A 25,513-nucleotide genomic window follows, 5' to 3' on the forward strand; every position below is an offset into this window, starting at 1 on the left:
TTTAGTCGACCGGCCGGATCAGCTTGCGTTCCAGCACGCGCAGCACGGTCGGCAGTTCGTGGCCGCGCTTGAGGATCTGCCCGTCCATGCCGATCACCGAGTAAAGCCCCTGCCGGCCGCGCAGGCGGGGGCGTTTCTCGATGCGGTAGATCGGGTGTTCGGCGGTGCGGCGGAAGATCGAGAAGATCGCCGCGTCGCGGAGGCAGGAGATCCCGTAGTCGCGCCATTCGCCCGCGGCGACCATCCGGCCATAGAGGGTGAGGATGACCCCCAGCTCGGTCCGGTCGAAGGCGACCTGCTCGGCGAGGCGTTCGGCCGGGAACGGCGTGGGGGGGATGACGCTCATGTGACGAAGGTGCCGCTCTGCCGCAGGCAAATCAAGAGCCGCCCGGGTTTTGCCCTGAAAATACCTGTGCTTCGGCATCGGGGCTTCCTGTGAAGGCCTGGAATCGCGGTCATAAGGGGGCATAGCGATACGCTGGACCCGGTGCCGTGGCGAAACAGCCCCCACCCAAGCTGCGGCGCCGGGTGACGACCTCCCACTTCTGGTCGGCCAAGGCAAAATTCTTTCCGAGAATTTTGGCCCTTGGTCGGCCGTTTCTTGATGACCGGGCGGTTTGGGCAGCCGCTTGGGCCAAAGGTGTTTTCCGGGGCCTGGCGGCGGAGCGGAGGCCGAAAAATTCTCTGCGAGAATTTTTGTCCCGCTCCGGGGCGCGGTGCGGGGTGGCGGGTGTGCCCGGTGTCAGGCGAACCGGCCCTGGCAGAACCAGCCCGCCGACATCTCGGCCCCATGCGCGTAGAAAAGCCAGAGCCGGGTCTGCGCATCGGTGTCGACGCGCCAGTAATCCCGCGGTCCCGACCGCCAGGCCGGATCGTCCAGCCACCATTCGGGCAGGAGCCGTTCGGGACCCGCCGCCGCGCGGGCGGCAAAGGCGCGCTGGCGCCAGCGGAACCGGTCGGGCGGTTCCGGGTGTTCGGCGGCCGCCACCGGTTCCGGCGCAAGCAGCAGAAGCGGCCGCGGCCGGTCAGGCCGGGGCCAGGGACCCACCCGGTCGGACCAGGCGGCGGCGAGCAACTGAAAGCTCTTTTCGGGGATGTGGCTTTCGGCCGGGGCCAGCCGGGTCACCGCCTCGAGCCCGATCCGCGCCCCGAGCCGTCCGATCAGATCCGCCATCCCGGGGGCGGCCGCTGCCGGTTCGGGTGGCCTGCCTATGTCCGCACGCTCCGCGGTGGCCCGGCCCGGACCGTCGCCCGACCCGGTCCTGTTGTCGGGCGCCATGTCGAACCGGCCGGACTGCGGGGACAGCGGCTCGGTGTCGACGGCCTTGAGCCGCAGCCGGTCAATCCCGCCCCCGCCCCCGTCCCTGTTCCCGCTCTCGAGCCCGCCGAGCTTCAGCGCCAGCAACGGCCGCATCCGGTCGGGCGCGGCCGTCGCGCGGGCCAGCCCGACCTCGACCGTCTGGATGCCGCGATCGGTGCGGAAGGCCTGCAACCGCAGCCGCCGCGCGCCGAGCCCTGCCGCCTCGAGTCGGGCGCCGAGGGCGGGCAGCAACCGGTCGATGGCGGCCAGCAGGTCCGTCTCGAGCCCGATCGGTTCGGGCAGGGACAGCCGGACCGCGAGATGCGGCGCGGGCCGGGCGGGCGAGACCGGTTCGGAGGCCGCGCCCAGCGCCTGATCTAGCCGGTCGACAAGCCCGCGCCCGAAGCGGCGGGCGAGGGGCGCGCGCGGCATGCCGAGAATGTCGCCGACGCGCCGCAGCCCGAGCCGGGCCAGCGCCTCGACCGTGACCTCGTCGAGCCGTAGCGCGGCCATCGGCAGCGGTGCCAGCGCGGCGCGGGTCTGGCCGGGGGGCGCGATCGGCAGGCGCTCTGCGGCCGGTCCGTCGGTCCGCGCGGCGGTCCGGTCCCTTCCGTGACCCGCGCGCCGGGCCGCGCGCGAGCGGGTGGCGCGGGCCTCCTGTGCGATGGCATCGCCGGTCCGGTGCGGCTGCGCCTCGGTCCCCGCGAAGCGCGCCAGCGCCCAGGCCGCGCCCAGCGTGTCGGCGATGCCCGGGCGCACGCTCAGCCCCAGCGCCGCGCAATCGGCCTCGACCGCGGCGATCAGGCCGGGTTCGCCGCCGAAGAGATGGGCGCAGCCGGTGATGTCGAGCCGCAACGCATCGGGCGGGTCCTCGGCCACCCAGGGCGAGAACCGCCCGGCCCAGCGTCGCAGCCCGGTCAGAAAGGCCGCCTCGCCCGTCGGGTCGGCGGGCCGGGTCGCCAGGTGCGGGCAGATTGCCATCGCGTCACGAAGCGGCTGGCCGGGGCGCAGCCCGGCCGCCTCGGCCTCGGCGCAGAGCGAGACGATGACCTGGGCGCCCCGGCGGTCGGCCAGCACGGCGAAGGGCCCGGGCGGCAGGCTCCGGCGGCCGCGCAACGCGCGGTCTGCGGCAAGCCGTGGAAACCACAGCGACAGGATTCGGCGGGCGGGCATGGGCGCATGTTCTCTTTGTGTTCCTTTTTAGCACCGCCCTTCGCGCCGAGTCGAGTCGGCCCCGCCTGCCCCTTGCTGCCGACCCCACGGCGATGTGACCCGCAGCTGTCGCAATTCCGGCATAGGCTGGGGGCGCCAATCAGGAGGATCCGAATGACCAAAAGGCGCATGACCAAAGTGACGATCTTTGCGCTGGCCGCTGCGGCGGCCACGCTGGCCCATGCGGCCGATGCCACCGACCCGACCGTGAAGGCCCGGCAGGAAGCGATGGAAACCATCGGAAAAAGCATGAAGACCATCGCCGACATGGCCAAGGGCGATGCCGCATTCGACTCCGCCGCCGCCACGGCCGCTGCGGCGACGATCGCCGAGACCGCGGACAAGGTGCCCGGCCTCTTCGAGACCCCGGCCGACGATCCGGAATCGGAATCGAAGCCCGCGATCTGGACCGATTTCGCGGATTTCACCGAAAAGTCCGAGGCACTGAAGGCTGCGGCCGGTGCGGCCGACATGGCCTCTCTGGAGGCGCTGCGGGGCTCGGTCGGCGAGATCGGCAAGGCCTGCAAGTCCTGCCACGACGACTATCGCGTCAAGAAATGACCGGCAGGGTCGGGGCCGGAACGCGCCGCCGCGCCGGCCCCGGCTTTCGTCTGGGGGGCGGCTGGGCTATAGGTCCGTGAGGGCGGAAAATCGCCCGGATTGCAACCCGGACCCAAGTCAAGCCATGCCCGAGACAAAGCCGCCGCTTCTGGCCGTCCTGATCGACGCCGACAACATTCCCGCCCGCCATGCCGAGCCGATCCTGAAGGAAATCACCAGCTTCGGCGAACCGGCGTTGCGCCGGGTCTATGGCGACTGGTCCTCGGACCGGCTGAAGCCCTGGGCCGACAAGGTCCTGGCGCTTGGCATGGTCGCGCATCAGGAGACCGCCAATACCAAGGGCAAGAACGCCTCCGATATCGGGCTGGTGATCGACGCCATGGACATCCTGCATTCGGGCCGGTTCGACGGGTTCGTTCTGGTGTCGTCGGACAGCGACTTCACCCGGCTTGCCAGCCGCATCCGCGAAGAGGGGCTGGACGTCATCGGAATCGGCGAGGCCAAGACGCCGGTGTCGCTGCGCAATGTCTGCAACCGCTTCGTGCTGATCGAGAACATCGTCGAGGAGCCCGCGCCCGCCGCTCCCCGCGACAAGGCGCAGCCGCCCCAGCCCGCTGTCGGCAAGCGCCCGCCGCAGGAGGTGTCAGATCTGATCATCCGCGCCATGGACAAGATCAATCAGGAAGACGACTGGTTCACGCTGGGTCAGATCGGCCAGTTCATCACCGCCGACAATCCCGATTTCGACACCCGGACCTATGGCAAGCGCAAGCTTTCGGATCTGGTGCGCGAGCTCAAGCGCTTCGAGACCAAGCGGGTCGGCAATCAGCTCATGGTCCGGCGGCTGGACTGAGGCGCGGCGGTCGCGTCCGGTCGGTGCCGTAGCGCGCCAGGAACACCGCGACCGCTCCGTCGATCACCCGGCGGATCTCGTCCTCGGCAAAGCCGTTGTCCAGCCGGAACACCCGGCGGGTGTAAAGATCGGCCTTGCAAAGTTCTGCGAACTGGTCGGCGGCGAGGGTTTCGTCCTCGACAGACAGTTCGCCGCGCCGGGTCGCCTCGCGCAGGAAGGCCGCGATTTCGCTGCGCAGCCGCATCGGGCCGGACTGGTAGAAGGCGGCGCCCAGATCGGGAAAGCGGTCGGATTCCGCCACGCAGATCCGGAACACCGCCTGATTGAATTCGGACAGCAGCGCCGAAACGATGTGGCGCGCCGCACTTTTCAGCACCGTCTCGGCGGGCGCGGCCATGTCTATCTCGTGCAGCGCGGCCCCGGCCTGGCGGTCGCATTCGCGCCGCAGCACCTCGGAAAACAGCAGCCGCTTGTCGGGGAAGTAGTTGTAAAGCGTGGCTTTCGAGACGCCGGCAGCCCGGGCGATGGCATCGACCGAGGCGCGCTCGAACCCGTCGCGCAGGAAGATATCGCGCGCGCCTTCGAGCACCTGGTCGAACTTGCGTCCCTTGCGGATCCGGTCCGGTTTCGCGGTCATGGGGGAGTCCTGCGGCATCGCCGACATCCTAGACCGGGCGGTTCAGTTTCCGCAAGGCAAGCCTGTGGCAACGGGCCGCCCGGCCTGCGGCAGCGCGGCCCTTGCGGAACGGGGTTCTGAGGCATAGTTTAGAACAGTTTTAATCTGGAGCCTATTGACGATGATTCCCGGTCTTTCCCAGCGCCGCCGGTTTTCCGACCTGAACGAGCAGGAAATCCTGGCGCTTGCGATTTCGTCCGAGGAGGACGACGCCCGCATCTATCGCAGCTATGCCGAGCAGCTGCGCGCCGATTACCCGGATTCGGCGCAGGTCTTCGAGGCGATGGCGCGCGAGGAGGACGGTCACCGGCGGCGCCTGATCGACACCTACCGGGCGCGGTTCGGCGAGGTGATTCCCCTGCTGCGGCGCGAGCATGTGGCGGGCTATTACGCGCGGCGGCCGGTCTGGCTGATGAGCAATCTCGGGATCGAGCGGATCCGCGACGAGGCCGAGATGATGGAGCGCGACGCCCATGATTTCTACTTGCGCGCGGCCGGGCGGGCGACGGATGCGGCGACGCGCAAGTTGCTGGGCGATCTGGCGGCGGCGGAGGCCGGGCACGAGACTGTGGCCGACCGGCTGATCGCGACCCATGTCGATGCGGCCGCGGCCGAGAAGGAAAGCCGCACCGCGCATCGCCAGTTCGTGCTGACCTGGGTGCAGCCGGGGCTGGCCGGGCTGATGGACGGATCGGTCTCGACGCTTGCGCCGATCTTCGCCACCGCTTTCGCGACCCAGGATACCGGCACGACCTTTCTGGTCGGGCTGGCGGCCTCGGTGGGGGCCGGGATCTCGATGGGCTTCACCGAAGCGGCGTCGGATGACGGGGCGATTTCGGGGCGCGGCTCGCCGCTGAAGCGGGGGATCGCCTCGGGGGTGATGACGGCGGTCGGCGGGCTTGGCCATGCGCTGCCCTATCTGATCCCGCATTTCTGGACCGCGACCGGCATCGCCATGGCGGTGGTGTTCTGCGAGCTTTGGGCGATTGCCTGGATCCAGAAGAAATACATGGACACGCCGTTCTTCCGCGCGGCCTTCCAGGTGGTGCTGGGGGGCGCGCTGGTCTTTGCCGCCGGGGTGCTGATCGGGTCGGGTTGAGTCCGGAAAGACCCGGGCCGGGCGGGTCGCGACTTTTCTGCGAAAAGTCGGGCCCGGTTGCCCGCGATGCGCGCGGTTACCGGCCCGTCGGCCGGTTGCGCGCTTGCCCTGTCCGCGATCCCGCGCTAGCCCTGAGGCCAGCGAGCGAGGAGGGAGTTTGCCGGATGGAAACGGTTTCGGAGAACAGGTGTTTCAACGGGATGCAGGGCGTCTACCGCCATGCCTCGGATGTCTGCGGCTGCGACATGACCTTTGGGCTCTTCCTGCCGGAAGAGGCCAAGGACGGTCCGGTGCCGGTGCTTTGGTATCTGTCGGGGCTGACCTGCACCCATGAGAACGCCATGACCAAGGCCGGTGCCCAGCAATGGGCCGCCGAGCAGGGCATCGCGCTGGTCTTTCCCGACACCTCGCCGCGCGGCGAGGGCATTGCCGACGATCCGATGTACAATCTCGGGACCGGGGCGGGCTTTTACGTCAACGCGACCGAAGACCCGTGGTCCAAGAACTACCGGATGTGGGACTATATTGCCGAGGAACTGCCCCGCCTGCTGACCGCGACTTTCGCCATCGATGCAGAGCGGCAGTCGATCTGCGGCCATTCGATGGGCGGGCATGGCGCGCTGACCCTCGCGATGGCTTACCCCGAGCGCTATGCCGCCGTCTCGGCCTTTGCGCCGATCGCCCATCCCAGCCAGTCGGACTGGGCCAAAAAGCCGATCCATGCCTATCTGGGCGAGGGCAAGGTCGACTGGACCCGCCATGATGCCTGCCTCGCCCTGCGGGCCAACGGCTTTGCCGGGCCGATGCTGATCGACCAGGGCACCGGCGACCAGTTTCTCGATGCGCTGATGCCCGAGGCGCTGGCGGCCGCCATGACCGAGACCCGGCATCCGGGCATCTTCCGGATGCAGAAGGGCTATGATCACAGCTATTTCTTCATCTCGACCTTCATGGAGGACCATGTCGCCTTCCATGCCGAGGCGCTGTACCGGTGACGCGCGGGGGGCGGGCATGACCGTCTATGTCGACGCCGATGCCTGCCCGGTGAAGGCCGAGGCGCTGCGGGTGGCCGAACGCCACCGGGCCGAACTGGTCTATGTCGCCAATGGCGGGATCCGGCCCGTCGATCACCCGCTGGTGCGCATGGTCTATGTGCCCGAAGGCCCGGACGAGGCCGACAAGTGGATCGCGGACCATGCCGGGCCGGGCGATGTGGTCGTGACCGCCGATATCCCGCTGGCCGCGAAGGCGGTTGCCGCCGGGGCCCGGGTGCTGAGCCATACCGGCGAGGCCTTCACGCCCGCCAATATCGGCCAGAAGCTGGCGACCCGCGACCTGATGGCCGATCTGCGCGCCGCCGACCCGTTCCGTCAGGGCGGCGGCAAGAGCTTCGGCAAGGCCGACCGGTCGCGTTTTCTCGACGCGCTGGACCGGGAGCTTGGCGCCTGCGCGCGCGGGTGACGTTGCGGTCGGGCGCCCGATGGCGAGCGGCCCGGGGCCTTCAACAATCCGCGTCCGGGGACTAGCCTGCGCGCGAGGTTCCAACCCGCAGGAGATCCGATGCCCATAGACGCCGTCGTTTTCGACATCGGCCGTGTGCTGATCGACTGGCAACCCGAAGCCTTCTACGACCGCTGCCTGGGCGAGGACCGCCGCCGCCGGCTGTTTGCCGAGGTCGACCTGCACGGCATGAACGAGGGCGTCGATGGCGGCGACCCTCTGTCGGACGCGGTCGAGGCGCTGGCGGCGCGTCATCCCGACTGGGCCGCCGAGATCCGGATGTGGCGCGACAACTGGCTCGACATGGCAAGCCCGGCCTTTCCGGACACGGTCGCCGTGCTGAAGGCGGTCAAGGCCACGGGCGTGCCGGTCTTCGCGCTGACCAATTTCGGCGAGGCGACCTATGAGATTGCCCGCGCGGCCTATCCGTTCTTCGATCTTTTCGACCGGGCCTATGTCTCGGCCCGGCTGCGGGCGATGAAGCCCCATCCCCGGATCTACGAGATCCTCGAAACCGACAGCGGCATCGCGCCCGAGCGGCTGATCTTTACCGATGACAAGCCCGAGAACATCGCCGCCGCCGCCGCCCGGGGCTGGCAGACCCATCTGTTCGAGGGCGCCGGGGGCTGGGCCGCACGGCTGGTTGCCGAGGGGGTGCTGGCGCCGGGGGCGGTCGCCCATGGTTGAGATCATCGGGTTCGAGGAGGGCGAGCGCCTGCTGTCCTGGCCGGGGCTTTGCGAGGCCTTTGCGCGCGGCCATGCCCTGCCGCGCGCCGAGATCGCCGACAGCTTTCTTTATCGCGGCGAGGATACGCTTCTGAACCGCGCAGCCTGGATCGACGGGCTGGGGCTGGCGGTGAAATCGGCGACCGTGTTTCCGGGCAACGGAGCGAGGGGCAAACCGGCGGTCAATGGCGGGGTCTGTCTTTACGCCGACACCGACGGCACGCTTGAGGCCATCGTCGATTTCCATCTGGTGACCAAGTGGAAGACGGCGGGCGACAGCCTGTTCGCAGCGACCCGGCTGGCACGGCCCGACAGCCGCAAGATTCTGGTCGTGGGCGCGGGCAATGTCGCCCGGTCGCTGGTCGAGGCCTATCGAAGCGCCTTCCCCGAAGCGACCTTCACGATCTGGAGCCGCACCGAGGCCAGCGCTCGGCGCCTGGCCGAGCCGCTGGGCGCCGCCGTTGCGACCGATCTGGAGGCGGCGGTGCAAGAGGCCGATATCGTGACCTCGGCCACCATGGCGACCGAGCCCCTGATCCGGGGCGAATGGCTGCGGCCGGGCCAGCATGTCGATCTGATCGGCGCCTACCGGCCGGACATGCGCGAGGCGGACGACCGGGCGCTGCAGCGGGCGCGGGTCTTTGTCGACAGCCGCGAGACGGTGCTGACCCATATCGGCGAGCTGAAGACACCCATCGCCACCGGCGCGATCGCACCGGGCGATGTGGTGGCCGACTATTACGATCTGGGCGGCGGGCGGTTCCGGCGCGAGAGCGATGACGAGATCACGCTGTTCAAGAATGGCGGCGGCGCGCATCTGGACCTGATGACCAGCCGCTACATCCTCGACGCGTGGCGGGCGGCATGATCTGGGTGGGGCTTGCGGCAGGTCTTCTGGTGGTGGCGGCCTGGCCGCTGTCCGAGGCCCTGCGCCGCCCGATGGACGCGCGCGCCCGTGCGGGCGCGCCGGGGCAGATCGTCGACCTGCCCGGGGGGCGGACCCATCTGATCTGGCAAGGTCCGGCCGGGGCGCCGGTGGCGGTGGTGCTGCACGGGCTGACCACCGGCAGCTACATCCTCGACGGGGTTGCGGCGGGGCTTGTCCGGCGAGGCTACCGGGTGCTGCGCTACGATCTTTACGGGCGCGGCTATTCCGACCGGCCGCGCGGGGTGCAGGACCGGGCCTTCTTCCTCCGCCAGCTCGAGGCGGTGCTGGACAGTCAGCGTCTGGACGGCGATCTGACGCTCGTCGGCTATTCGATGGGCGGCGCAATCCTGACGGCCTTCGCGGCGGACCATCCGGCCCGCGTGCGGCGGCTGGTTCTGCTGGCACCGGCCGGGCTGGGGCAAACGCCGCCGGGCCTCGCGGATCTGGTCGCGCGGCTGCCCGGGCCGGGGGACTGGGTCATGGCGGTGATTGGCGGGGGCATCTTGCGGCGGATGGCGCAGAGCGTCGGCCGGGCGCGCGGCCTGCCCGCCGGGCTGATCGCGGCGCAGATTGCCGAGACCCGGTTTCGCGGCTTTCTGCCGGCGGTGCTGTCAAGCCTGCGGCACATGCTGGCCCGGGATCTGGCGACCGAGCATCGCGCCCTGGCAGAGGCGGGTGTGCCGGTGCTGGCGATCTGGGCCGGGCGCGACGAGGCGATTTCCGCGCAGGCGCGCGACCGGTTGGCTGCGCTGAACCCCGGGGCGGGGCAGCTGCTTCTGCCCGAGGCCTGCCATGCCCTGCCGGTGACCCATGTCCCCGAGATCGTGGCGGCGATCCCGCCGGCCGGGGCGTAAGGCCGCGCGTTCTGCTTTTCTTCCGCGCTACGTCACTCTAGATCCGGGCCATGAGCGAGACACTGAAAGACCTTTATGACGCGCGCGCGGCCGAGGGCCATCTGCGCCCCGATCCGGCCCAGATCGCCGCGCTGGCGCCTCTGGACCGGATCCGGCACGCGCTCGAGAATCCGCCGCCCGCGCCGCGGGGCGGGTTCTTCCGCAAGGCCCCGCCGCCCGAACCGGTGCGGGGGCTCTATCTTTGGGGCGGGGTCGGGCGCGGCAAGTCGATGCTGATGGACCTTTTCTTCGGGGCTGTCGCCATCGAGGGCAAGCGCCGGGTCCATTTCCACGCCTTCATGCAGGAGGTGCATCGGGGGCTGCACGCGGCCCGGGCGACGGGCGCGGACGATGCGCTGAGGCCGGTCGCGGCCGGAATTGCCGACGGTCTGAAACTGCTTTGCTTCGACGAGATGCAGATCGTCGACATCACCGATGCGATGATCGTGGGGCGGCTCTTCGAGTTGCTGTTCGCGGCCGGGGTGACGGTGGTGACGACTTCGAACCGGGTGCCCGGGGATCTTTACAAGGACGGCCTTCAGCGCGAACGCTTCGTGCCCTTCATCCGGATGCTGGAGGACCGTCTGGAGGTCATGGAGCTCGGGTCGGCGACCGATTACCGGCAGAACCGGCTGACCGGGGAAGAGGTCTATTTCACGCCCTCGGACCGGGCGGCGCGAGCCCGGATGGCGGCGATCTGGGAGCATTTCACCCAGGGCGAGGGCAGGCCGCTGGTGCTGCGGGTGCAGGGACGGCAGGTGGAACTGCCGATGTTCCACAACGGGGTGGCGCGGGCGACGTTCTGGGATCTCTGCGCCAAGCCTCTGGGGCCTGCCGATTATCTGGCGATGGCCCAGGCGGTGCGGGTGCTGATCCTCGAGGACATCCCGCGGCTGTCATCGGAGAACTACAACGAGGCGCGGCGCTTCGTGACGCTGATCGATGCCCTGTACGAGGGGAAGGTGAGGCTCATCGCCTCGGCGGCGGCGGAGCCCGAGATGCTGTATCTCGAAGGCGAGGGGGCCTTCGAGTTCGAGCGGACGGCGAGCCGTCTGCGCGAGATGCAAGGCGCGGACTGGGCGCGCGGCTGAGGGCGGGGCGCGAATTTTCTGCGAAAATTCGGGATCGGGATCAGCCGTTCTCGCGCAGCACCCGGCCAGCGAGATAGAGCGAGCCGCAGATCAGGATGCGCGCGTCGGGCGCGGCGGCGGCGATCCGGGCCACCGCGTCGGCCACGTCCCCGGCGGTTTCGGCACGAATCCCCGCGGCCTCGGCCGCCGCCCGGGTCGCCCCGGCGGGCAGGGTCGCGGTTTCGCCCGGGATCGAGACGGCCGTCAGGCTCCCGGCGACGGCCGCCAGCGGTTTCAGGAAGCCCGCCACATCCTTGGTGTTCAGCATCCCGCAGACGAGATGCAGGGGCCTTGGCGAGAGCCGTGTCACGGCCTCGGCCAGCGCGATTCCGGCGGCCGGGTTGTGGCCGCCGTCGAGCCAAAGCTCGGCCCTGCCCGCGGCTTCGACCAGCGGCCCGTGGCGCAGACGTTGCAGCCGGGCGGGCCATTCGGCGCGGGTCACCGCCGCCTCGCAGGCGGTCTCGTTCTGGCCGAGCGTCCGCAGCGCCGCCAGCGCGGCCCCGGCATTCATCACCTGATGCGCCCCGATCAGCCGCGGCATCGGCAGGTCCAGCAACCCGCGTTCGTCCTGGAAGATCAGCCGCCCGCGTTCCTCCCAGACATGCCAGTGCTGGCCATGGGCGATCAGCGGTGCGCCAAGCTGTGCTGCACGGGCCTCGATCACTTCCATCGCCGCCTCGTCCTGGGGGCCGACCACGCAGGGCACGCCACGCTTGAGGATCCCGGCCTTCTCGGCCGCGATTTCGGGCAGGGTTTCGCCAAGGTACTGCTGATGGTCGATGGAGACCGGTGCGATCACCGTCAGGCGCGGCGCCGCGATCACGTTGGTCGCGTCGAGCCGCCCGCCGAGGCCCACCTCAAGCAGGCAGTAGTCGGCCGCCTCGCGGGCGAAGGCCAGGAGGGCGGCGCAGGTGGTGATCTCGAAATAGGTGATCGGGGCGCCGCCATTGGCGCGCTCGCACTCGTCGAGCACGGCGGCAAGGGCGGCTTCGGCGATCGGCCCGTCCGCCATCCGGACCCGTTCGTGAAACCGCGCCAGATGCGGCGATGTATAAGCCTGCACCCGGGCGCCCGCGGCCTCGAGCCCGGCGCGGATCATCGCGACCGTCGAGCCCTTGCCGTTGGTCCCGGCCACGTGAATGACCGGGGCAAGCCGCGTCTCGGGGTGATCGAGCGCCGCCAGAAGCCGCCAGACCCGGTCCAGCACCAGGTCGATCACCTTGGGATGCAGCGCCATCATCCGCTCGAGGAGGATGTCGCTGGGGGTCGTGCTCACGCCTTTGCGCCTCCGGCCGGAGGTTCGGCATCGGGCTGGGCGGGCAGGGCATGCGGCGGGTCGGACGGGGTCTCGGAGCCGTCGTCGTCGTCGCCCCGTGCGGGCCCGTGCGAGAAGCTTGCAGGCGGCGGCAGGTCGGCGATCACCGCGGGCGGCAGTCCCATTAGCATGCGGATGATGGTGATCAGTTCCTCGCGCAGCTTGCCGCGCGGCGTCACCCGGTCGAGCATGCCATGGTCCAGCAGGTACTCGGCGCGCTGGAAGCCCTCGGGCAGCTTCTCGCGGATCGTCTGTTCGATCACCCTTGGCCCGGCAAAGCAGATCAGCGCCCCGGGCTCGGCGATCTGCACGTCGCCCAGCATCGCGTAGGACGCGGTCACCCCGCCGGTCGTGGGATGGGTCAGCACCACGATATAGGGCAGGCCTGCCTCTTTCAGCATCTGCACCGCGACGGTGGTGCGCGGCATCTGCATCAGGCTGAGAATGCCTTCCTGCATCCGCGCGCCGCCCGCGGCCGAGAACAGGATGAAGGGCCGCCCCAGCGCCACGGCGCGCTCGGCGCCCGCGACGATGGCGTTGCCGACATACATGCCCATCGAGCCGCCCATGAAGCTGAAATCCTGCGCCGCCGCGACGACCGGGGTGCGACCGATCTCGCCCTCGGCGACCAGCATCGCCTCTTTCTCGCCCGTGGTCCTCTGGGCGGTGCGCATGCGGTCGGGATAGCGCTTCTGGTCGCGGAACTGCAGGGGGTCGGGCAGCGGCACCGGCACCTCGACTTCGGTGAAAATGCCGCCGTCGAACAGCGTGATGAAACGGTCCCGCGGCAGGATCGCCATGTGATGGCCGCAGGAGGTGCAGACATTCAGGTTGTCCGACAGTTCCCGGTGGAACAGCATCGTCCCGCAGGCATCGCATTTCGACCACAGGTTCTCGGGCATCTCGCGACGCGAGAACAGCGAGTTGATCTTGGGCCGGACGTAGTTGTTGATCCAGTTCATCGGGGGCCTCTCGCACGAATGGGCCGTGAGATAAGCCGCGAACGCCGGAATTGCAATCGCGCCGCGCCCCGGCGCCCCCGGTCAGATCAGCGCGCGCAACAGCCGCCAGAGCAGAAGGATCGCGATCAGGTCGATGGCCATGGCCAGCGGCGCGTTCGCGGTGTCGGTCACGTCGAACGGGGTGACGAACAGGGCCAGCCCGGTGATGGTGCCCTTGAGCGAGGTGAACAGCAGCGAGCTGACATTGTTGACGAAGTGCCAGCCCATCGCAGTGCCGAGACTGCCCGAGCGTTCGGTCAGGTCGGCTGCGGCCAGCGCGAAGGCGAGGATGCCGACCAGCACCATCACGTTGTTCATCCCGGCCGCCGGGTTGTAATGGAGCGCGGCGAAGATCAGCGCGGGCAGCCCCATCCAGACCGCGCGCCAGGCAAAGCGCGCTGCCAGCTGCTGTTGCAGGTAGCCGCGAAACAGCAGCTCTTCGGACCCGGTCTGGATCAGGATCAGCACCAGCGCCAGCGGCAGCACCCGCGCCCAGGTGCCCGGGTCCAGATTGGCCTCGAGCGGCATCGTCGCCCAAGACAGCGCAAAGAGCGCCGCATAGGCCGGGACCAGTACCTTGAGCGCGCCGAAGAACCCCCGCGCCCAGTCGCGAAGCGGCCCGAACAGCGATCCGGGTTCGCGGTAGTGCAGCGCGGGCGTCGCGATCAGCACGCCAAGCCCCAGGCCGAGAAAGCTCGCCAGCACGAACAGGGTCTGGGTCGGGGTCGCCGGCGCCGAGAGCCCCATGATCCAGCCGAAATAGTTCAGCGGTCCGAGCACCGGATAGGCCGCGACCAGCATGGTCGAGAACACGCCGACATAGATCAGCAGGATCACCAGCGCGCCGACGATCAGGCGCCAGAGCTCGGGATAGAGCCGGGCCGGCTCGATATAGGCCTCGAACAGGGGGGAACGCATCGCTCTCTTCTTGTATCTTGTTGCGTCGGATGGCGCGACGCGGTCCTTCGCGTCTGAGGCGCAAGCTAGTGCGCGGGGCCGCGGGCTTCAACTCAGACCCGCAGCGCCACCCTTGCCGCCAGCCAGGAGACGCCCAGAACGGCGAAATCGACCGCCACCAGCGGCAAGAGCGCGGGGTCGTCGGCGCCGAAGCCGTAGGTGTAAAGTGCAAGCCCCGAGACCGGGCCGGGCAGGGCGACGATCAGGATCGCCATCGCGTTGTTGACGAAATGAAGCGCGACCGCCGCGCCCAGCGTGCCGGTACGCGCGGTCAGGTCAGAGGCCGCGACCGAAAAGGCTGCGGCCCAAAGCGCGGCGGGCAAGGCATTGGCGCCCGCCGCCTCGGGGCTGTAATGGGCCGCCGCGAACATCAGCGCGGGCAGGCCGATCCAGAGCAGGGGGCTTTTGAACCGCGCCGCCAGCTGCTGCTGCAGATAGCCGCGAAACAGCAGCTCTTCGGCGAAGGTCTGGATCAGCAGCGCAGGCAGGGCCAGCGGCAGCAGCATCAACCAGGCGCCCATGGGGCGGTGCGCGACCGGCTCGGCCCCCGAGGGCAGCGCGACCCAGATCAGCAGGTACAGCAGCGCCAGCGCGCGAAGCGCCCGGGCGAACTGGCGGATCGCCGGACCGGGCGCGCCGGTCAGGTCGCCAAGGCTCCGGCCCTGCAGCAGTTGCGCCGCGACGCCCACGCCGCAGATCAGGCACAGAAACGACGCCAGCAGCCAGAGCGTGTCGGTCGCGGTCTGAGAGGTGACGAAGACGCCCCGGAACGCTGCCTCGGCGATGCCGGGGCCGCGCAGCGCCGCGACCGCGCCAAAGACGCAATAGACAAGGCCGATCTGGACCGCCGCGACAACGGCCAGCCCGGCGCCGGTCCGCCAAAGCTCCGGCCTGGCGCGGGCGGTCGAGACAAGCGTTTCATGCGGGTCGTAGCGCATCGGGCGGCCCTTTCGGCCGCGACCCTAGACCGGGCGGTCGCCGGGCTTCAATGGCTTGTCTCATCGCCGCCCCGTCTCTATGCCGGGGTCCGAGCCAACGACCGAGGACCCGATGCGCCGCCAAAGCCCCGCCCTGCCCCGCCCGCCGCGCCGTGCCATTGCGCTGACGGCCGCGGTGCTTCTGGTGCTGGGCGGCTGCGTGCCCGGAGGGGACGGGGTGCAGCGGGTCACCGTGGCCGGGGACCGCGTGGCGGTCGTCGCGCCTTACGGGTTCTGCGTCGACGAAGGCGCCAGCCAGGACGGTGAGGACGGGGCCTTCGTTCTGCTGGCCAGCTGCGCGGCCCTGGTGCGGGCCCCCGGCGCCTCGGTGCCCGCCGAGGACGCGATCCTGACCGTGTCGGTCGCGGCCAGTCCGGGGCCGGGCGGCAGCCCCGAGGACCGCGCCCTGGTGCTAAGCCGCTATTTCCAGTCCGATCTGGGCCGTGCGGCGCTCGCGCGCAGCGGCGAACCGGACGATGTCGAGGTGCTGGACACCGAGACCGAAGAGGGGCTTTTCCTGGTCAAGTCCATCGACCGCGGCCCGGGGCTGGCCGAAGGGTTGCGGCCCGACGCCTGGCGCGCGATCTTCGAGGCCAACGGGCGGATCGTCACCGCAGCGGCAACCGGCTTTGTCGCGCATCCGCTGAGCGATCCGGCGGCGCGGAGCCTGCTGCGCGATCTCGCCCGGCGCAGTCTGGCCGCAACCGAAGCCCTTCCCGATCCGGCGTTGGTCGCCAGTCCGTAGGCCGCGCCGCGGCCCGGCCCATTTCTTCCCCAGCGTTAACCTTCCGGCATCCTGCGCGCGCCTAGATTGGCGGCGACCCGAACCCCAACGTGACCGATGCCGACCTTGCCCAAACGCGACTCGCTGACCGACCGTCTTCTGTTCCGCCCCGCCCTGGCCGCCTGGAGCCGGGCCGGCGACGCCGCCGACCACCTTGACGCGCCCGATCTTGCCGCCCTGCGCGGCCGTGCCTGGCGCTTGCGCCACCGCCTCGACCGGGTGATCCACACCGCCGATGCGCGGCTGGCGGCGCTTCATGCCCGGGCCGGGGCGCCGCGCCTGCCGCTGGGGTCCGACTGGGGGTTTCGTCCGGCGCCCTTCTCGGGTCCGATCGACCCGCGCGGGCTGACCGGGATCGGCAGCGGCACCCGTCTGGGGCCGCGGCTGACGCTGTTTCACGACGCCGCCCGGGCCGAGATCGCCCTGCGCCAGATCGCCAATACCGGCCCAAAGGACAGCGCGCCCTACGGTCTTTCGCTGGAGGTTTTCGGCTTCGACGGCGGGTTCCTGTCGATGGTGTTCGATCTGCCGTCGCGCGCCGTCGAAGGGCTGCGGCGGCGCCATCTGATCCGGCTCGAGGCCGCGCTCGAGGTCGAGGCGCCGGTCGACATCTTCGCCCGGCTCAACATCCGCCATGGGCCGAACCTGACCCAGGTCGTGCGCGCGCTGCCGCCGGGCGACCCCCGGATCGCGCTCGATTTCGACCTTGCCGCCAGCGATCTCAATGACCGCCGCGCCGAAAGGATGTGGATGGACCTGATCCTCGACGGCCCCGGAATGAACCGCATCCTGCTGTCCGATCTCGTCCTCAGCCGCCGCCCGAGGGCCGAGGCGTGAGGCCCGCCGATCTGCCCCGGCTCAGCGGGGAACGGCTGCAGGCGGGCCTGTGGGAGGCGGTGCTGGACCTGCCCGCCGGGGCGCCGCCGCCCGGGATCGAGGCCCTGTATGGCGACCGGACGTTGCCGGGCGTTACCGCCTGTCCCGACCCCGACCGCCCGGGGCGGCATCGGCTGTCGGTGCCGATCCCCGCCGATCTCTTGTCCGACGGCGTGCAGAACGTGCTGATTCGCGACCGCAGCACCGGCACCACGCTGGCGCATGTCTCGATCCTTGCGGGGGCGGTCTTGGAACGGGACGTGCGCGCCGAGCTTGATCAGATGCGGGCCGAGCTTGATCTTCTCAAGCGCGCCTTCCGCGACCATTGCCGCGAGATCCCTGTGTTTCAGCGCCTTTCCCAGCGCTCCGGGTCCTGAGCCGGGCCGGTGCCTGTCAGGCCTTCGGGACCGGTCGGCGAAGGTGGGACGGGTTGGGTTGCAGTCCGGCGCTTCCGCTCACCCAAGCGGCCGCCCCGGCTGTTTGAAACGGGCCTGCCGGGGCGTCCCGAAACAGGCGAGGGACCGGTTGCACCGACCGGCATCCTCGGTCGGAGGGGGGCACCGGGTGCCAATGGTGCGCCCCACAGGCCATCCGGGGCTATCTGCCAGACCTTCGTGCCGGGGGGCGCCGGTCGCTCTTCACCAAAAGGCCCGGCGGATACACTCCCTGCGGCAGGACGGGCTGGCAGAGGCGCCGTCCCGGCCTATGCTGGTCCGGCACGCGCCCGGTGGGAGAGAACCTGACGTCGGGTCCCCGATGACAGCGGCGTGGCGACGCGACAGTCTGCCCCGGGGGAGGACCGACCACATGACCGATTATCCGCATCTTCTTGCGCCGCTCGATCTTGGCTTTGCGCGCCTGCCGAACCGGGTGCTGATGGGGTCGATGCATACCGGGCTGGAAGAGCGCGGCGACTGGGACCGGGTGGCCGAATTCTACGGGCTGCGGGCGCGCGGCGGCGTCGGGCTGATCGTGACGGGCGGCATGGCGCCGAACCCCGAAGGGGGCGTGTTTCCGGGGGCGGCCGGGCTGTATTCGGCCGGGGACATCGCCAATCACCGCCGGGTGACGGACCGCGTCCATGCCGAGGGCGGGCGGATCGCGATGCAGATCCTGCATGCGGGCCGCTATGCCTACAGCCCCGATTGCGTCGCGCCCAGCGCGCTCAAGTCGCCGATCTCGCCCTTTCCGCCGAAGGCGCTGGACGAGGCCGGGATCGAGAAGCAGATCGCCGATATCGCCACCGCCGCCGCCCGCGCCCGCGAGGCAGGCTATGACGGGGTCGAGGTGATGGGGTCCGAAGGCTATTTCCTGAACCAGTTCCTGGTGCGCCACACCAATCGCCGCGAGGATGGCTGGGGCGGCAGCTATGAAAACCGGATGCGGCTGCCTCTGGAGGTCGTGGCCCGGGTGCGGGCGACGGTCGGGGCCGATTTCATCCTGATCTACCGGCTGTCGATGATCGATCTGGTGCCCGACGGGTCCAGTTTCGACGAGGTGATCGAGCTGGCGCAGCGGGTCGAGGCGGCGGGCGCCACGATCCTCAATACCGGCATCGGCTGGCACGAGGCGCGGGTGCCGACCATCGCGACCTCGGTGCCGCGGGCGGGCTTTGCCTGGGTCACGCAAAAGCTGATGGGCAAGGTCGGCATCCCGGTCGTGACCTCGAACCGGATCAATACGCCCGAAATCGCCGAGGGGCTGCTGGCCGGGGGCGCCGCCGACATGGTCTCGATGGCGCGGCCGTTTCTTGCCGACCCCGATTTCGTCGCCAAGGCGCGGTCGGGCCGGGCGCGCGAGATCGCGCCCTGCATCGCCTGCAACCAGGCCTGTCTGGACCATACCTTCAGCGGCAAGGTCTCGACCTGTCTCGTCAACCCGCGCGCCTGTTTCGAAACGGAACTGCGCTATGAGACGGCCGCCACCCCGCGCCGGATCGCGGTCGTGGGGGCGGGGCCCGCGGGCCTGTCGGCGGCGCTGGTCGCGGCCGGGCGCGGCCATGCGGTGACGCTGTTCGACCGCGCGGCCAGCCTTGGCGGGCAGCTCAACATGGCGCGGCGCATTCCCGGCAAGGAAGAATTCGACGGGCTGGTCGACTGGTTCGCCACCATGGTCGCGCGGGAGGGCATCGCGCTGAAGCTGGGGGCGGAGGCCAGGGTCGAGGATCTTCTGTCCTATGATGCAGTCGTGCTGGCCACCGGCGTCCTGCCGCGCGATCCGGGCATCGCAGGCCAGGACCTGCCGCATGTGATCTCTTATGTCGATCTGCTGGCGGGCGGGGCCGAGGCCGGGCCGCGGGTCGCGGTGGTGGGGGCGGGCGGCATCGGCTTCGATGTCGCCGAATATCTGGTCACGGGCGACAGCCCGACCCGCGATCCGGCGCTCTGGCGCGCCGAATGGGGGGTGGCCGATCCCGCCCGGCATCGCGGCGGGCTGGCGCCCGAAGGTCCCCGGCCCGAGCCGCCGCGCCGCGCGGTCACGCTTCTGCAGCGCAAGGCTGAAAAGCCGGGCAAGCGGCTGGGTAAGACCACGGGCTGGATCCACCGCGCCGCGTTGCAGATGAAGGGCGTGACCATGCTGTCGGGCGTCACCTACGACCGCATCACGCCTGAGGGGATCGAGATCAGCTTGGGACCGGATCGGCGCCTGATCGCTGCCGATACCGTGGTGCTTTGCGCCGGGCAGGAGCCCGAGCGGAGCCTGGCGGCGGATCTGGAGGCGGCCGGTATCGCGCATCACGTCATCGGCGGGGCGGATGTGGCGGCCGAGCTTGACGCCAAGCGCGCCATCGACCAGGGCGCGCGGCTCGCGGCCACGCTCTGACCCCGGGCGCCTGTTTCCGATAGGACGACGATCCGTCCCGTTACCAAAGTATTGTCTGGGGCCTTCCCAATTCCTGCCCGATTCCGGCGGCATCTTGCGAAACGGTGGTGAGATGGGCATGCGAGCAAGGAAGAACCTATGGACAGACTGACCGAGATGGAGGCGTTTGCCACTGTCGTGGATCAAGGCGGCTTCACCGATGCCGCCAGGAAGATGGGCATTTCGAAATCGGCCGTGTCCAAGCACGTCTCGTCGCTTGAGGCGCGGCTGGGCGCGCGGCTTCTGAACCGCACGACGCGGCGCGTCAGCCCGACCGAGATCGGCCTGGCCTATTACGACCGCGCGCGGCGGGTGCTGAACGATGCGGGCGAGGCCGATGCGCTGGTCTCGGCGATGCAATCGGCGCCATCGGGGCTCTTGCGGATCTCGGTCGCGACCGATTTCGGGGTCAATCACCTGTCGCCGCTTCTGGGCGAGTTCCTGCAGCAATATCCCGACATCACCATCAACATGGTGCTGAACAACCGTTTCGTCGAGCTGATCTCGGAAGGCTTCGACATGGCGATCCGGGTGGGCGAACTGGAAGACAGCACGTTGCGCGCCCGCAAGCTGGCCGACACCACCAAGCGGATGATCGGCTCGCCCGCCTATTTCCAGAAATTCGGGCGCCCGCAGAAGATCGACGACCTGAACGAACACAAGCTTCTGCACTATTCCAACCAGGCCAGCGGCAATGTCTGGAAGATCACCGCGCCCTCGGGCGAAAAGCGGCAGGTGCGCACCGCGGGCTGGCTGACGGTGAATGACGGCCAGTCGCTGCTGAATGCCGCGATCGCCGGGCTTGGCATCGCCTATCTGCCGAGCTTCCTGTTCAAGGAGGCCAAGGAAAAGGGGCTGGTCGAAGAGGCGATCCCGGGCCTGCCGATGGAACGGCTGGGCATCTATGCGGTCTATCCGCCGGGGCGGTTCACCCAGCCCAAGGTGCGGGCCTTCATCGACTTCCTCATCACCCATTTCGACGGCGACGACATCATGATCTGAGCGCGGCCGCCCCGCCGTGCCAATGGCTATTCCGCCGTGTCGAGTACCGCCTCGACGCGGCGGTTTTCCGTGCGGCCGCTGTCGGTCGCGTTGCTGGCGAGCGGCGCAAGAAAGCCCACGCCCTCGGCCGCCACCCGGTCGGCCGGAACGCCCAGCGTCGCCACCAGATAGCTGCGCACTGCCTCGGCGCGCTTCTTCGACAGCGCGATATTCCCGGCCAGCCCGCCTTCGGTGTCGGTATGGCCCACCAGCACGATCCGGGCCCCGGGACGGGCGCGCAGATAGTCGGCAAGCGTGTCCAGCGCGGGGAAGGGGCCGCCGTCGAGCTTCGAGGCGCCGGTGGCGAAATCGACCCCGGCCAGCACCGCGCGCCCGTCGCGGTCGAGCCGGTCGGCCAGCGTGTCTTCGGCCGTTTCGGTCGCAGGCTTTGCGGGGGCGTCGATCAGCGGCAGGGTCGCCGGGTCGGGCGACTTGGTGGATTGGACGGGGGCCGGGGCCTCGGGGCGGCCGACGCGGGTCACCTGCACGAAGGCGCGCTCTTCCGAGCGGCTGACCACCAGGCTGACATAATCGGTGCCGTCGGGCCGCACCTTCTCGGCCAGCAGATAGCGGAAATCGCCCAGATCGACATGCATCGCCGGTTCGGGCAGGGTGTCGGTGGCAAAGCGGAAGTCGAAGCCGCCGCAGCCTTTGGCCGCGCATTGGAAGGCGATCCGGTAGCCGCCCGCGATCAACTGGGCCTTCAGCCCGTCGATCACCTGCAAGGTGCCTTGCCCGTCCAGCGGGGCCTGCCAGACCAGCCGCCGGATCGCGCCCTCGGCGCGCAGCGTGGGCACGGTCTGGCCGTCATAGGGGGCGGTCGGCAGCCGCAGGCTCGAGTCGGCCTCGGTTTCGTCGGCGGCCACGGCGGCCGCCTCGGGCGGTTCGGGCAGCTCGGCCAGGCCAAGCGCGGGCCACAGCGCCAGCACCAGCGTCAGGATGGGGCGCGGGGTCATCGATGCGCCCCGTGATAGGCGGGGTTCGGTTCCATCCCCGAGGCCGAGGCGACGCGGTTGGTCATGTTGAAAAACCCGGCCACGGCGGCGATGTCCCAGATGTCGCGGTCGGAAAAACCCGCCTCGCGCAGCGCCTGCCGGTCGGGCTCTTCGATCCGGTGGCTGGCCTCGGTCAGCTTGGCCGCGAAATCCAGCATGGCGCGCTGGCGCGGGCTCAGCGCCGCGACGCGGTAGTTCATCACCAGCGCCTCGCCCAGTGCCGGATCGCCCGACAACTCGCGCACGGCGGCGCCATGGGCCACCTGACAATACCAGCAGCGGTTGATCGACGAGACCACGACCGCGATCATCTCGCGGTCAAGCTTGGACAGCCCGCTTTGGCCCAGCATCAGGTCGTTATACATCGCCGTGAAGGCGTTCAGCTTGCCGATGTCGAAGGCATAGGCGGCCAGCACGTTCGGCACGAGGCCAAGCCGGTCCGCGCAAAGATCGAAATACCGCTGGGTTTCAGCCGGCAGCGGGTCCACCATCGGCAGGTCGAGTGCCGTGGTGCGGGGCGCGTCATGGGTCACTGCTCAGGCCTTTTGCGGCGCGATCATTCGGTAATGATAGTGTCCCACATCCCTCATGTTCAGGGAAGCATAGAGCGCGCGGGCCGCGTGATTATGGTCTGTAACCAGAACGTTAAGCGATGTTGCTCCCTGATCTTGGGCCCATTGGGCGGCGGCCCGCATCATGTTGACGGCGGTTCCCTGCCGACGATAGTCGGGCGAGACCGCGACCGCATGCACGAAAGCCATGTCGCGGCAGAGAGCCGCAAAGGCCACGCCCGCGGCGCGGTCCTTGCGCCGCCCCAGAACGGCGGTCTTTGGTCCCTGGACGCGGGCCATCACCGCACGCCGGGCCGGGCCGATGCCGTTTTCCGCCCAGAGTTCGTCCATGATCGCGAGCGGCTCCCAGAGCGTGAAGGCCGACACAGGCGGCGGCGGTTCGGCGGCAAGATCGGCGACCGCGCCCGACAGGATCGTCACCGGATCGACCACGACATAGCCGCGCGCCGCGAGGTCCGCGTCAAGCGCCGTCTCGTCGGGCCGCACCATGAACAGCGGGTCCTGGCCCAGCGCCCGCATCCCGGCCTCGGCCTCGGGGATGGCCGCGGGGTCGAAGGCGCCCTCCAGAGTCGCCGCCGCGACGCGCTTGCCGCCGCCCTGCCCGTCGCGCAGGCACCAGGGGCCCGCGATGTGGCGGGCGGCGGGCGGCCAGGTCGTCTCCTGCCCCGCGAAAAGCCGCGCGAGGCTCACGCCATGGCCTCGGGGAACAGGTCGCACAGCTCGGCCATGGCCGCGTCGATCCGCGCGCCATCCGAGCCGCGGATCACGATGTTGGTGCCGTAAACCCCGTCGCGGCTGAACGGGTAGGACCCGATGGACAGATCGTTGAACCGCGCGGCCAGCCCGCGCAGCTCGCCCGCGATATCGCCTTCGGGCCGCTCGACGCACAGCGTCTGCGACATCAGCGGATGGCCCCCCGCCAGCGTGGGCAGTACGCTTGCCACCATCGCCTGAAACACGCTGGGCACCCCGGCCATGACATGGACATTGCCGATCACGAAGCCCGGCGCGGCCGAGATCGGGTTGGCGATCAGCGTGGCGCCATCGGGGATGCGCGCCATCCTCAGCCGCGCCTCGTTCAGGTCGCGCCCCATCCGGGCGCAATATTCGGCCAGCAGCGCGCGGGCATCCTCGCGCACGTCGATGCCGACGCCGAAGGCCGCCGCCACCGCATCGGCGGTGATGTCGTCATGGGTCGGGCCGATCCCGCCCGAGGTGAAGACGATGTCGTAATCGGTCCGAAGCGCGTTCAGCGCGGCCACGATCCGGTCCTGCCGGTCGGGAACGATGCGGACCTCGGCCATCCGGATGCCGTGCTTGATCGCCTCGCCCGCCAGATAATGCATGTTGGCGTCGCGGGTGCGGCCCGACAGGATCTCGTCGCCGATCACCAGCATCGCCGCGGTGGGGTTGGTCATGGCTGCCTCCTTGCCCGGCCTCCTCGACCGGCCGATCTGCCCGGACCCGGTCGCGGGGGCCTTTCCGGCCCTGTCCGTGCCCGGCTTGCCGGTCTGTGTCCTTCGGTATAGGAGCCCGCCATGCGCTTTCAAAGACCCCTCGTGCCGGGGCGGCTGATCCGACGCTACAAGCGGTTCCTCGCGGATGTGCGGCTGGAGGACGGGGCCGAGGTGACGGCGCATTGCCCGAACTCCGGCGCGATGCTGGGGCTGACCGATCCGGGGCTTCGGGTCTGGCTGGAGCCCAATGACGATCCGCGCCGCAAGCTTGGCTTTTCCTGGCGGCTGGCCGAGCTTCCGGGCGGGCACTGGGCCGGGGTCGATGCGGGCTTTGCCAACCGGGTGGTGGCCGAGGCGCTGGCCGAGGGCCGGGTTCCGGCGCTGCCGGGCCATGGCCGGGTCCGCCCCGAGGTGCGCTATGCCGCCCGCAGCCGGGTCGATTTCCTGCTGAGCGCGGCCGGCCAGCCCGACACCTATCTCGAGGTCAAGAACGTGCATCTGCGCCGCGAGGGCGACCGGGCCGAGTTTCCCGATTGCGTGACGGCGCGCGGCGCCCGGCACATGCGCGATCTGGCCCGGATGGTGGCTGCCGGGCACCGGGCGGCGGTCCTGTTTCTTGTGCAGCGGACGGATTGCGCGCGGTTCGGGCTCGCCGCCGATCTTGATCCGGGCTATGCCGCAGCCGCCCGCGCGGCGGCCGCGGCGGGGGTCGTCTTCCTGTGCCACGCCACCCGCATCGGCCCCGAGGGCGTGACGCTTGCGCAGGCGCTTCCGGTCGATCTGGGCTGAGGCGGACCGGCGCGACCGTTCCGCCTCTGGTCTTTGCCGGCGGCGGAGCGTATCTCTGGGTCAAGCCATGAAGGAGTGCGCATTGGACGAGAAGACCCGCGGCAGGCGGACGAAGGACAACATTCGCATCTACGAGCCCGAGGATTTCGCCGGCATGCATGCCGCGGGACGTGTGGCGGCCGAGATCCTCGACGAAATCGCGCCTCTGGTCTTCCCCGGCCAGACGACGGCCGAGATCGACCGCGTCATCACCGATCTGGTCGAGGCCAAGGGCGCGGTGTCCGCCACCATCGGCTACAAGGGCTACAAGCACGCCAGCTGCATCTCGGTGAACCATGTGGTCTGCCACGGCATCCCGGGACCCAAGGTGCTGAAGGATGGCGACATCCTCAATGTCGACGTGACGGTGATTGTCGATGGCTGGTACGGCGATACCAGCCGGATGTATGTGGCGGGCAAGCTCTCGCGCAAGGCCGAGCGGCTGATCCAGGTCACCCACGATTCGCTGTTCAAGGGGATCGAGGCGGTCCGGCCCGGCAACACCTTCGGCGATATCGGCGCGGCCATTCAGGCCTATGTCGAATCCCATCGCATGAGCGTGGTGCGCGATTTCTGCGGCCACGGGCTGGGGCGGGTGTTCCACGCGCCGCCGAACGTGCTGCATTACGCGCCGTTCCGGCTGGACGAGGAGGGCCGGAAGGTCACAATTTCGGGCAACCCGACCCGCGACCCGACCCCGGTTCTGGAAGAGGGCATGTTCTTCACCATCGAACCGATGGTCAATCTGGGCCGTCCCGAGACCAAGATCCTGGCCGATGACTGGACCGCCGTGACCCGCGACAAGTCGCTCTCGGCCCAGTTCGAGCATTCGATCGGCGTCACCGCCGATGGCTGCGAGATCTTCACGCTCTCGCCGGGCGGGCTGTTCCACCCTACCTACAGCTGAGCCGTCGCCCTTTCCGGGGCGCGGCGCTCCGAACGACACTCCGGGCAGTCCGCCGCCTTCGGG

The 25,513-nt window shown here is 69.7% G+C and carries 27 protein-coding genes; 16 read left to right on the plus strand and 11 right to left on the minus strand.

Annotated features, from left to right (window positions below):
• Position 1: 1 nt before the first annotated feature.
• A complete protein-coding gene (locus DSD19_RS14385; protein WP_081382020.1) occupies positions 2 to 346 on the minus strand; it encodes a DUF2794 domain-containing protein in 345 nt (114 codons plus the stop codon).
• 396 nt (positions 347 to 742) lie between these two features.
• Positions 743 to 2,473, minus strand: coding sequence for a DNA polymerase Y family protein (locus tag DSD19_RS14390; protein WP_113670086.1), 1,731 nt, complete (start codon positions 2,471 to 2,473; stop codon positions 743 to 745).
• Positions 2,474 to 2,626: 153 nt separating this feature from the next.
• Between DSD19_RS14390 and DSD19_RS14395 the strand changes: the two genes are divergently transcribed.
• Together DSD19_RS14395 and DSD19_RS14400 are read left to right on the plus strand one after the other, a co-directional pair.
• Positions 2,627 to 3,073, plus strand: a complete 447-nt coding sequence (locus tag DSD19_RS14395) for a cytochrome c (RefSeq protein ID WP_165828145.1) — start codon at positions 2,627 to 2,629, stop codon at positions 3,071 to 3,073.
• Between the two features lie 124 nt (positions 3,074 to 3,197).
• Entirely contained in the window at positions 3,198 to 3,926 is a 729-nt protein-coding gene (locus DSD19_RS14400) for an NYN domain-containing protein (protein WP_075784271.1), read from the plus strand.
• On the opposite strand, the gene DSD19_RS14405 is transcribed toward DSD19_RS14400, so the two are convergent.
• On the minus strand, positions 3,904 to 4,563 hold the full coding sequence (locus DSD19_RS14405; RefSeq protein ID WP_113670088.1) for a TetR/AcrR family transcriptional regulator: 660 nt from the start codon (positions 4,561 to 4,563) through the stop codon (positions 3,904 to 3,906). The two genes, DSD19_RS14400 and DSD19_RS14405, sit on opposite strands and share 23 nt — an antisense overlap.
• 160 nt (positions 4,564 to 4,723) lie before the next feature.
• Here DSD19_RS14405 and mbfA point away from each other — a divergent pair, with 160 nt between their 5' ends.
• The 7 genes from mbfA (at position 4,724) to zapE (ending at position 10,839) form a co-directional block, all read left to right on the plus strand.
• A complete protein-coding gene (gene mbfA / locus DSD19_RS14410; protein WP_075784273.1) occupies positions 4,724 to 5,701 on the plus strand; it encodes an iron exporter MbfA in 978 nt (325 codons plus the stop codon).
• Positions 5,702 to 5,865: 164 nt separating this feature from the next.
• Positions 5,866 to 6,696, plus strand: a complete 831-nt coding sequence (gene fghA, locus DSD19_RS14415; protein ID WP_075784274.1) for an S-formylglutathione hydrolase — start codon at positions 5,866 to 5,868, stop codon at positions 6,694 to 6,696.
• A 16-nt stretch (positions 6,697 to 6,712) separates the two neighbouring features.
• Positions 6,713 to 7,162, plus strand: a complete 450-nt coding sequence (locus DSD19_RS14420; protein ID WP_075784275.1) for a YaiI/YqxD family protein — start codon at positions 6,713 to 6,715, stop codon at positions 7,160 to 7,162.
• A 99-nt stretch (positions 7,163 to 7,261) separates the two neighbouring features.
• Positions 7,262 to 7,888 carry an HAD family hydrolase gene (locus DSD19_RS14425; RefSeq protein WP_113670089.1) on the plus strand — a complete coding sequence of 209 codons (627 nt, stop codon included), beginning with the start codon at positions 7,262 to 7,264 and terminating at the stop codon, positions 7,886 to 7,888.
• Entirely contained in the window at positions 7,881 to 8,795 is a 915-nt protein-coding gene (locus DSD19_RS14430) for an ornithine cyclodeaminase family protein (protein WP_113670090.1), read from the plus strand. The genes DSD19_RS14425 and DSD19_RS14430 overlap by 8 nt, the downstream gene beginning before the upstream one ends.
• Complete coding sequence (locus DSD19_RS14435) at positions 8,792 to 9,709, plus strand: alpha/beta fold hydrolase (protein WP_113670226.1); 918 nt, start codon at positions 8,792 to 8,794, stop codon at positions 9,707 to 9,709. Before DSD19_RS14430 ends, DSD19_RS14435 begins: the two co-directional genes overlap by 4 nt.
• Positions 9,710 to 9,759: 50 nt before the next feature.
• Complete coding sequence (zapE, locus tag DSD19_RS14440) at positions 9,760 to 10,839, plus strand: cell division protein ZapE (RefSeq protein ID WP_075784278.1); 1,080 nt, start codon at positions 9,760 to 9,762, stop codon at positions 10,837 to 10,839.
• A gap of 40 nt (positions 10,840 to 10,879) precedes the next feature.
• On the opposite strand, the gene DSD19_RS14445 is transcribed toward zapE, so the two are convergent.
• The 4 genes from DSD19_RS14445 to DSD19_RS14460 form a co-directional block, all read right to left on the minus strand.
• Entirely contained in the window at positions 10,880 to 12,154 is a 1,275-nt protein-coding gene (locus DSD19_RS14445) for a folylpolyglutamate synthase/dihydrofolate synthase family protein (RefSeq protein ID WP_113670091.1), read from the minus strand.
• Positions 12,151 to 13,155: an acetyl-CoA carboxylase, carboxyltransferase subunit beta gene (gene accD, locus DSD19_RS14450; protein WP_113670092.1), complete on the minus strand. Its 1,005-nt coding sequence runs from the start codon at positions 13,153 to 13,155 to the stop codon at positions 12,151 to 12,153. The genes DSD19_RS14445 and accD overlap by 4 nt, the downstream gene beginning before the upstream one ends.
• Positions 13,156 to 13,236: 81 nt before the next feature.
• Positions 13,237 to 14,112, minus strand: coding sequence for a CPBP family intramembrane glutamic endopeptidase (locus DSD19_RS14455; RefSeq protein ID WP_113670093.1), 876 nt, complete (start codon positions 14,110 to 14,112; stop codon positions 13,237 to 13,239).
• A gap of 92 nt (positions 14,113 to 14,204) precedes the next feature.
• Entirely contained in the window at positions 14,205 to 15,089 is an 885-nt protein-coding gene (locus DSD19_RS14460; protein ID WP_113670094.1) for a CPBP family intramembrane glutamic endopeptidase, read from the minus strand.
• A 79-nt stretch (positions 15,090 to 15,168) separates the two neighbouring features.
• Between DSD19_RS14460 and DSD19_RS14465 the strand changes: the two genes are divergently transcribed.
• From DSD19_RS14465 to DSD19_RS14485, 5 genes are all read left to right on the plus strand, one after another.
• A complete protein-coding gene (locus tag DSD19_RS14465; RefSeq protein ID WP_133260445.1) occupies positions 15,169 to 15,873 on the plus strand; it encodes a hypothetical protein in 705 nt (234 codons plus the stop codon).
• A 105-nt stretch (positions 15,874 to 15,978) separates the two neighbouring features.
• Complete coding sequence (locus DSD19_RS14470) at positions 15,979 to 16,749, plus strand: DUF6478 family protein (RefSeq protein ID WP_133260446.1); 771 nt, start codon at positions 15,979 to 15,981, stop codon at positions 16,747 to 16,749.
• A complete protein-coding gene (locus tag DSD19_RS14475) occupies positions 16,746 to 17,165 on the plus strand; it encodes a hypothetical protein (RefSeq protein WP_113670096.1) in 420 nt (139 codons plus the stop codon). The genes DSD19_RS14470 and DSD19_RS14475 overlap by 4 nt, the downstream gene beginning before the upstream one ends.
• A gap of 430 nt (positions 17,166 to 17,595) precedes the next feature.
• On the plus strand, positions 17,596 to 19,611 hold the full coding sequence (locus tag DSD19_RS14480) for an NADPH-dependent 2,4-dienoyl-CoA reductase (protein WP_075784284.1): 2,016 nt from the start codon (positions 17,596 to 17,598) through the stop codon (positions 19,609 to 19,611).
• A gap of 138 nt (positions 19,612 to 19,749) precedes the next feature.
• On the plus strand, positions 19,750 to 20,652 hold the full coding sequence (locus DSD19_RS14485) for a LysR family transcriptional regulator (RefSeq protein ID WP_075784285.1): 903 nt from the start codon (positions 19,750 to 19,752) through the stop codon (positions 20,650 to 20,652).
• A 26-nt stretch (positions 20,653 to 20,678) separates the two neighbouring features.
• Here the strand turns inward: DSD19_RS14485 and DSD19_RS14490 are convergent, their stop codons facing one another.
• From DSD19_RS14490 to DSD19_RS14505, 4 genes are read right to left on the minus strand one after another with little or no spacing between them, the layout of a single operon-like run.
• Entirely contained in the window at positions 20,679 to 21,647 is a 969-nt protein-coding gene (locus DSD19_RS14490) for an OmpA family protein (RefSeq protein WP_113670097.1), read from the minus strand.
• Positions 21,644 to 22,219 (minus strand): peroxidase-related enzyme, encoded by a 576-nt coding sequence (locus tag DSD19_RS14495; RefSeq protein WP_256359787.1) that lies wholly within the window; start codon positions 22,217 to 22,219, stop codon positions 21,644 to 21,646. Before DSD19_RS14495 ends, DSD19_RS14490 begins: the two co-directional genes overlap by 4 nt.
• A gap of 3 nt (positions 22,220 to 22,222) precedes the next feature.
• Positions 22,223 to 22,948, minus strand: a complete 726-nt coding sequence (locus tag DSD19_RS14500; protein WP_113670098.1) for an N-acetyltransferase — start codon at positions 22,946 to 22,948, stop codon at positions 22,223 to 22,225.
• A complete protein-coding gene (locus DSD19_RS14505; RefSeq protein WP_113670099.1) occupies positions 22,945 to 23,676 on the minus strand; it encodes a molybdopterin-binding protein in 732 nt (243 codons plus the stop codon). Before DSD19_RS14505 ends, DSD19_RS14500 begins: the two co-directional genes overlap by 4 nt.
• Positions 23,677 to 23,796: 120 nt before the next feature.
• Between DSD19_RS14505 and sfsA the strand changes: the two genes are divergently transcribed.
• The gene (sfsA, locus tag DSD19_RS14510) at positions 23,797 to 24,504 is read left to right on the plus strand and encodes a DNA/RNA nuclease SfsA (protein ID WP_113670100.1); all 708 of its coding nucleotides are present in this window, start codon (positions 23,797 to 23,799) and stop codon (positions 24,502 to 24,504) included.
• Positions 24,505 to 24,571: 67 nt separating this feature from the next.
• On the plus strand, positions 24,572 to 25,450 hold the full coding sequence (gene map / locus DSD19_RS14515) for a type I methionyl aminopeptidase (RefSeq protein WP_207802472.1): 879 nt from the start codon (positions 24,572 to 24,574) through the stop codon (positions 25,448 to 25,450).
• Positions 25,451 to 25,513: the final 63 nt, after the last annotated feature.

The organism is Rhodovulum sp. BSW8 (assembly GCF_003314725.1).
GTDB classification, from domain to species: domain Bacteria; phylum Pseudomonadota; class Alphaproteobacteria; order Rhodobacterales; family Rhodobacteraceae; genus Rhodovulum; species Rhodovulum visakhapatnamense.